The organism is Aquabacterium sp. UBA2148 (assembly GCF_002328915.1).
Classification (GTDB): Bacteria; Pseudomonadota; Gammaproteobacteria; order Burkholderiales; family Burkholderiaceae_C; genus Aquabacterium; species Aquabacterium parvum.
This window is the reverse complement of sequence record NZ_DCXA01000175.1, coordinates 9,369-16,005: the sequence shown is the minus strand read 5'-3', so window position 1 is coordinate 16,005 and position 6,637 is coordinate 9,369. Positions and strand designations below refer to the sequence as shown.

Annotated in this window: 6 protein-coding genes; 1 reads left to right on the top strand and 5 read right to left on the bottom strand. The window is 68.1% G+C overall.

Annotated features, from left to right (window positions below; all coding sequences use genetic code 11):
* The 3 genes from B2W70_RS09825 to mutL all read right to left on the bottom strand — a co-directional run.
* Positions 1 to 346 (bottom strand): MFS transporter (locus tag B2W70_RS09825; protein WP_286745264.1); only part of this gene is annotated, 346 nt, incomplete at its 3' end.
* Positions 347 to 354: 8 nt separating this feature from the next.
* Entirely contained in the window at positions 355 to 1,578 is a 1,224-nt protein-coding gene (locus B2W70_RS09820) for a pseudouridine synthase (protein WP_286745261.1), read from the bottom strand.
* Between the two features lie 7 nt (positions 1,579 to 1,585).
* On the bottom strand, positions 1,586 to 3,664 hold the full coding sequence (gene mutL, locus B2W70_RS09815) for a DNA mismatch repair endonuclease MutL (protein WP_286745259.1): 2,079 nt from the start codon (positions 3,662 to 3,664) through the stop codon (positions 1,586 to 1,588).
* A 125-nt stretch (positions 3,665 to 3,789) separates the two neighbouring features.
* Here mutL and B2W70_RS09810 point away from each other — a divergent pair, with 125 nt between their 5' ends.
* Positions 3,790 to 4,449 carry a DedA family protein gene (locus tag B2W70_RS09810; RefSeq protein ID WP_286745258.1) on the top strand — a complete coding sequence of 220 codons (660 nt, stop codon included), beginning with the start codon at positions 3,790 to 3,792 and terminating at the stop codon, positions 4,447 to 4,449.
* A gap of 76 nt (positions 4,450 to 4,525) precedes the next feature.
* On the opposite strand, the gene B2W70_RS09805 is transcribed toward B2W70_RS09810, so the two are convergent.
* Together B2W70_RS09805 and tsaE are read right to left on the bottom strand one after the other, a co-directional pair.
* Positions 4,526 to 6,037 (bottom strand): N-acetylmuramoyl-L-alanine amidase, encoded by a 1,512-nt coding sequence (locus B2W70_RS09805; protein ID WP_286745256.1) that lies wholly within the window; start codon positions 6,035 to 6,037, stop codon positions 4,526 to 4,528.
* Positions 6,030 to 6,569, bottom strand: coding sequence for a tRNA (adenosine(37)-N6)-threonylcarbamoyltransferase complex ATPase subunit type 1 TsaE (gene tsaE / locus B2W70_RS09800; RefSeq protein WP_286745279.1), 540 nt, complete (start codon positions 6,567 to 6,569; stop codon positions 6,030 to 6,032). Before tsaE ends, B2W70_RS09805 begins: the two co-directional genes overlap by 8 nt.
* Positions 6,570 to 6,637 lie beyond the last annotated feature (68 nt).

Sequence of the window (6,637 nt, the reverse complement as noted above, 5' to 3'; positions counted from 1 at the left end):
ATAGCGCCAGCAGCATCGTCTCGAAGTTGATTGCCAGGGTCGCGCCGACGCTGGCCAGCGTGTACAGGCCCAGGCCCCATCGCAGCACTGGCTGGCGACCGAAACGATCGGAGATCGGGCCCCACACCAGCTGCCCGATGCCGAACGCCAGGATCAGCACCGACAAGGTCCACTGTGCAGAGGCCGGGCTCAGGCCCAGTCCCTGCTGCATTTGCGGCAGGGCGGGCAGGTAGAGGTCGGTGGTCAGCGGCTGCAAGCCCGTGAGCAAGCCCAGGGCCGTGACAACGACCCAGGCCGGGATGGGGGTGGAGCCGGTGGCTGCGGAGGCCGGCGATGCTGCGGACATGGGCCGCTTCAGAAGCGCTCGTCAGGACGCAGGAAGCGCCATTGGCCGGCCGGCAGCTTGCCCAACACCACGCGACCCATGCGCACGCGCTTGAGTCCCACGACCTTGAGGCCGACGAGCTCGCACATGCGGCGAATCTGGCGCTTGCGGCCTTCGCGCAGCACCACGCGCAGCTGCTGTTCGTTCTGCCACGACACCTGCGCGTGCTTGAGTTGCTTGCCATCGAGCTCCAGGCCGTGGCGCATGAGCGCGATGGCCTCTTCAGGCGTGGCGGCTTGCACGTTCTCGGCCTCGGGCTGGGCCACGTTCTGCACACGCACCAGGTACTCCTTCTCGACGCCGGAGTCCTCGCCGATCAGCGCCTTGGCGATGCGCCCGTCCTGCGTCAGCACGAGCAGGCCGGTCGAGTCGATGTCCAGGCGCCCGGCTGGTGCCAGGTTGCGCAGGTGCGCGCGGTTGAGCTTGATCGGCAGCTTGTCGTCAGACCAGCGGTTGTCAGGGGTGATCAGGGTGATGGCCGGCTCGTGGCCGTCTTCGGCCTGCGCGCTCACGTAGCCAATGGGCTTGTGCAGCAGGATGGTGACGCGCTGGGCCTGTTGCTGGTGAGCCTGCGGGTCGATGTCGATGGTGACGTCGGGCAGGACGCGCAAGCCCAGCTCGGCGATGAGCTCGCCATCGACGCGCACCCAACCGGCCGCGATCCACTCGTCGGCCTCGCGGCGAGAGGCCATGCCTCGCTCGCTCATCAGCTTGGACAGGCGCACGCGGCCATCGTCCTCGACCGGGCGCTGATAGGCCGGTTGGCGTGGCGCCATGGGCGCTTCGGCGGCACGGGGCTCTGCTTGAAAGCGCTGGCGCTCGTGATGCACCGGGGTGTCCGGGCGTGGGTCGGGGCGCGCACCGGTGCGGCCAACAGGGCGACCATCAGCAAGGCCATCAGGGCGAGGTCCTCGTGATGGGCGATCGTCGCGGCGTGGGCCATCGCCACGAGGGCCGGGGTTGGCCCGGCGGTCATCGGCGTGGCGAGAGGTGGGGCCATCCTGGCGCGGATGCGGCCGGCGATCTCCGCGGGCTTCGCGTTCGGCGCGTTCAACGCGGGCCTGCTCTGCCTCGCTCGCGGTCATGCGCTTGCGCGGCGCGCTGCCGGAGCCACGCACCGGCGGCTTGTGGGCGGAGGTGGCGTCGCCCGTGGCGGCGGGGCGCGACAGGCTGATCTTCTTGCGTTCGGTCATCGGGGTCTCAGCGGCCGCGCAAAAACAGCGCGTCCAGGTCCTTCAAGGTGAGCTGGCGCCAGGTGGGGCGGCCGTGGTTGCACTGGTCTGCGCGTTCGGTGGCTTCCATGTCACGCAGCAGGGCGTTCATCTCGGGCAGGGTCAGGCGACGGTTGGCGCGCACGGCGCCATGGCAGGCCATGGTGGCCAGCAACTCATGTTGGGCGCGTTGCAGCACATCGCTGGCATCGACCTGCGCCAGGTCGGCCAGCACCGAGCGCGTCAGCTCGACGCCATCGGCCTGCACCAGGGCCGTGGGCAGGGCGCGCACCGCCAGTTTGCCCGGGCCGATCAGGCCAACGTCCAGGCCAAGCTGCAGCAGCGTTTCATGGTGGCTTTCGACCGTGGCGCACTCTTGCGGCGTGGCGGCGAAGGTCTGGGGCAGCAGCAGCGGCTGGCTGGCCAGGCGGTCGGCAGACAGCTGGGCTTTGAGCCGCTCGTAGACCACGCGCTCGTGGGCGGCGTGCATGTCCACGATGATCAGGCCCTGGGCGTTTTCTGCCAGCACGTAGATGCCCCCGACTTGCGCGATGGCGCGGCCCAGCGGCCATTCGTGCTCGGGCAGCGATGCATCTGACGCGCCGCGAGGCAGCGCTGAAGCGAACGGCCCGCCGGCTGATGCCGAGGCGCCAAGGGGTCCGCCAGCGAACGAAGCGCTCGAGGCGGTGGTTGTCCCGGCCTGCAGGCCCTCGTCGGCCTGGCGCACGACGCGAGGCAGGTTCATGCCCGCGAATGCGTCCACCGATCCACCTGTTTGCAGCGAGGTCGGTTGCGTTGGGGTGCCGTCGTGTGGCCAACCCGCCCAGCGGCGCTCGGTGGCACCGTCGGCCGCTTGCCAGGGCAGGGCGTCCTGGCGGCTCGAGAGCAAGGGTGCAGGGGTGAGCTGTGTGCTGCCTGAGATGCCGGCTGGCCCAGGGTCAGGCGCCGAGGCTTGCGAGCTGGACATGTCCGCGTTGTCGGCGTGTGCGTTGCCTTGAGCGGCCGCTTGTGCCCGGGACAAGGCCAATGCTTTTTCGACCGCCTTGCGCACGGCCTGGTGCACCTCGCGCGAATCGCGAAAGCGCACCTCGATTTTGGTCGGATGCACGTTGACGTCCACGCGCTCCGGGTCGATCTCGATGAAGAGAACGTAGGTCGGCTGGCGGCTGCCGTGCAGCACGTCTTCGTAAGCCGAGCGGATGCCATGGGCGATCAGTTTGTCGCGCACATAGCGGCCGTTGACGTAGCAGTACTGCCAGTCGGCGCGCGAGCGGGCGGCGTCAGGCAGGCCGGTGCGACCGAACACGCGCATCGGCCCGATCTGGAGCTCGACGTCGCGGCTGCCTTCGACAAAGGTGTCGCCCAGGATGTCGTGCACGCGCTGCTGGAGCGAGCCGGCGCGCAGTTGCTCGACCAGCTTGCCTTCGTGCCAGACGCTGAAACCCACGTCCGGGCGGGCCAGCGCATGGCGGCGCACCGACTCCAGGCAGTGGGCCAGCTCGGTGGCGTCTGACTTGAGGAACTTGCGTCGAGCGGGCGTGCTGAAGAACAGTTCGCGCACCTCGACGCTGGTGCCCACGGCGCGCGCGGCCGGGCTGAGCTCGCCTGAGCGGGCGTCAAGGCGGTGGGCGTGGGCATCGGCCGCTGTGCGGCTGGCGATCGACGACTCGGACACCGAGGCGATGGCGGCCAGCGCCTCGCCGCGAAAGCCCATGGTGGCCACGTGCTCCAGGTCGTGCAGCGAGCGGATCTTGCTCGTGGCGTGGCGTTGGAGGGCCAGGGGCAGCTCGGCCACGGGGATGCCGCAACCATCGTCCTCGACCAGGATCTGGCGCACACCGCCGCCCATCAACTTGACGGTGACCTGGGTGGCGCCCGCGTCCAGCGCGTTGTCGACCAGCTCGCGCACCACCGAGGCCGGGCGCTCGACCACCTCGCCGGCCGCGATCTGGCTGACCAGCTCGTCGGGCAAGGCCTGGATGGTGCGCCTGGTGGTGTTCCCCCCCGGATCGGGCGTGTTGGCGGCCTCTGGAGGGAACCCGCCGGAGCGGAGGGGGTCTGCTGTCATGACATGATTGTAAAAGGGCGCTGCCCTTTGGCCGCCCTGGGGTCAGCCGTCACCCTGACCGCCTGGCTGCTTTCTGCCCTTTTTCTCTCTCGACGCCTTTTTTGCCGCCCGCCCGGGCGCCCACCATGGAAATCGTCACCTTCCTCATCGACTTCATCCTGCACATCGACAAGCACCTCAAGGAGTTCGTCGATGCCTACGGCACGCTGGTCTACGCGCTGCTTTTCCTGATCGTTTTTGTCGAGACGGGGCTGGTGGTGATGCCCTTCCTGCCGGGTGACTCGCTGCTGTTCATGGTCGGCACCCTTGCCGCCGCTGACGCGTTGAGCCTGCCGGTGGCCATCGCCATCTTGCTGGTGGCCGCCATCACCGGTGACCAGCTCAACTACAGCATCGGTCGCTACTTCGGCCCCAAGGTCTTTCAGTGGGAGGCCTCGCGCTTCTTCAACCGCAAGGCCTTTGACGCAGCCCACGCCTTCTACGAGAAACACGGCGGCGTGACCATCATCCTGGCTCGCTTCATGCCCTTCATCCGCACCTTCGCACCTTTCGTGGCTGGCGTGGCCGAGATGGATCGTGCCAAGTTCACGGCTTACAACGTCGTGGGGGCACTGATCTGGGTGGTGGGGCTTTGCGTGGCCGGCTACCTGTTTGGCAACATCCCCTTTGTGCAGCAGCACCTGAGCAAGATCATCCTGGCGATGATCATCGTGCCGGGCCTGATCGCCTTGTATGGCGGCTGGCGTGCTGCCCGTGCCGACAAGGGCACCGCCAGCGCCGCCTGAGTGCCACGGTTTGCGGGCGCGCCACTTGGCCGCTCGCTGCTCGGCTTTGCGGGCACCAAGCCGTGCCCCGCTCAGCTCACAGCGCGCGGTTGCGGGCCAACGGCGGGTTGCGCTCAAAGTAGCGCTTGATGCCCGACATCAGCGCATCGGCCAGCTTGCTCTGGTAGTCGTCGTCGCGCAGCTTTGACTCTTCGTCCGGGTTCGAGATGAAACCGGTTTCGACCAGGATGGACGGGATGTCCGGGGCCTTGAGCACGGCAAAGCCGGCCTGCTCGACCCTGGGCTTGTGCAGCTTGCCGACCTTGCCCAGGTGCGACAGCACCGCTTGGCCGAGCTTGAGGCTGTCCTTGATCTGGGCGGTGGTGGACATGTCCAGCAGCGCGTGCATGACCGACGAGTCCTTGGCCTTGATGTTGACGCCACCCACCATGTCGGAGGCGTTTTCGCGCTTGGCCATCCAGCGGGCGGCGGCGCTCGTGGCGCCCTTGTCGGACAGCGCAAAAATCGAGGCGCCCCGCGCCTGCGGGTTCATGAAGGCATCGGCGTGGATGGACACGAACAGGTCGGCCTGCACGCGGCGGGCCTTGCCCACGCGGTCCTTCAAGGGCACGAAGTAGTCCGACTCGCGGGTGAGCATGGCGCGCATGCCGGGCTGGGCATTGATGCGCGCGCGCAGCTTTTGCGCGATCGACAGCACCACGTCCTTTTCATAAAGGCCGCTGGGTCCGATGGCGCCCGGGTCTTCGCCACCATGGCCCGCGTCGATGGCCACGATGATCAGGCGCTGGGTGGAGGTCGGGCGATCAGGTGTGTCCTTGCTTCGTTCGGCGGTTCGCTCCGGCGTGGGCGACGGTGTGCGGCCAGCTCCTGCTGCGGCTTGTGCCTGGCGCTCGGCCGGAGAGCTTGCTTTGCCAGGCAGGCTGCCGATGAACTCGCCCAAGGCATCGTTCATGGAGTCGGCCGCTTGCTCGGAAGATGTGCTGGCTGGTCCAGACGTCTGTGGCCCGGTCTGACCGGCAGCGGCGGAGGAGGCGGCCACGCTGCCAGCCACCCCAACGCTGGGTGCGCTGCCCGTGCTGGGCAAGCCGGCGCCAGCCGCAGCCCCGCTGGCAGGAGCCGAGGCCGCCTGCAGCGCCAGCCTCGGGTCGATGGCCTGCTTGGGGTAGAGGTCGAACACCAGGCGGTGCTGGTAGGCCGCCACGGGGGGCAAGCCGAACACCTGTGGCTTGATGGCCTGCTTGAGGTCGATGACCAGGCGCACCACCTTCGGTCGGTTCTGACCCACGCGAACGCCAGCGATGTAAGGGTCGTCGGCGCGCACCTTGCGCACCAGCTCCTTGATCTGCGGGCTGAGCTCGAGGCCGTCGATGTCGATGACCAGGCGGTTCGGGCTGTCCACCGCGAAGAAGGTGGCGTTGAGCGCCGTGTCCGACTCCAGGGTGACGCGGGTGTAGGCCTCGGCCGGCCACAGGCGCACGGCGACCAGTTGCGCACCCCAGGCCAGCTCGACGGGGCCCAGCACCAGCAGGGCGGAGCCGCCCAGGGCCTGTTTAAGCAGGCGACGGCGGGTGTTGTTCGGCTCAGCCATGTGCGGCCTCCCCAGCTTGGGCCATCGCGTTGAGCGATGCGATGCCTGCAGCGGTGCAAGCCTGCAGCCGAACCTGGCGACGATGCTCGTCAAGCGGCTCGATCAACAACTGCAGGTCAGGGCAGGGCAACAGGCCAGCGGCTTTGTCTGGCCACTCGACCAGCTTGAGCCCGTTGGCACCAAACAGGTCGCGAAAGCCCGCGTCTTCCCACTCCTGCGGGTCGTTGAAGCGGTAGAAGTCGAAATGCTGGATGTCGATGCCAGGCACCTGGTGCGGCTCGACCACCGCGTAGCTCGGGCTTTTGATGCGCCCCTGCACGCCAAGCGCTCGAAGCAGGTGGCGCGTGAACGTGGTCTTGCCTGCGCCCAGCGTGCCATGCAACTCGATGACGTGGCTGCCACCTTGGCGCAGCGTTGGAGCCAGCGTCAAAGCCAGTCGTTCAGCCAGCGCAGCACAGCCGGCCTCATCGGGCCAGGTGTCTTCGAGCGTCGCGAGTGCCGGATGGCTTGCTAGGATGGACGGATGCGTCATGAACTTCGACCCGACTCGGCCCAACAAGACGTCCGGGAGGGCTTCGGGCAGGATGCCGAGTTGTTGGC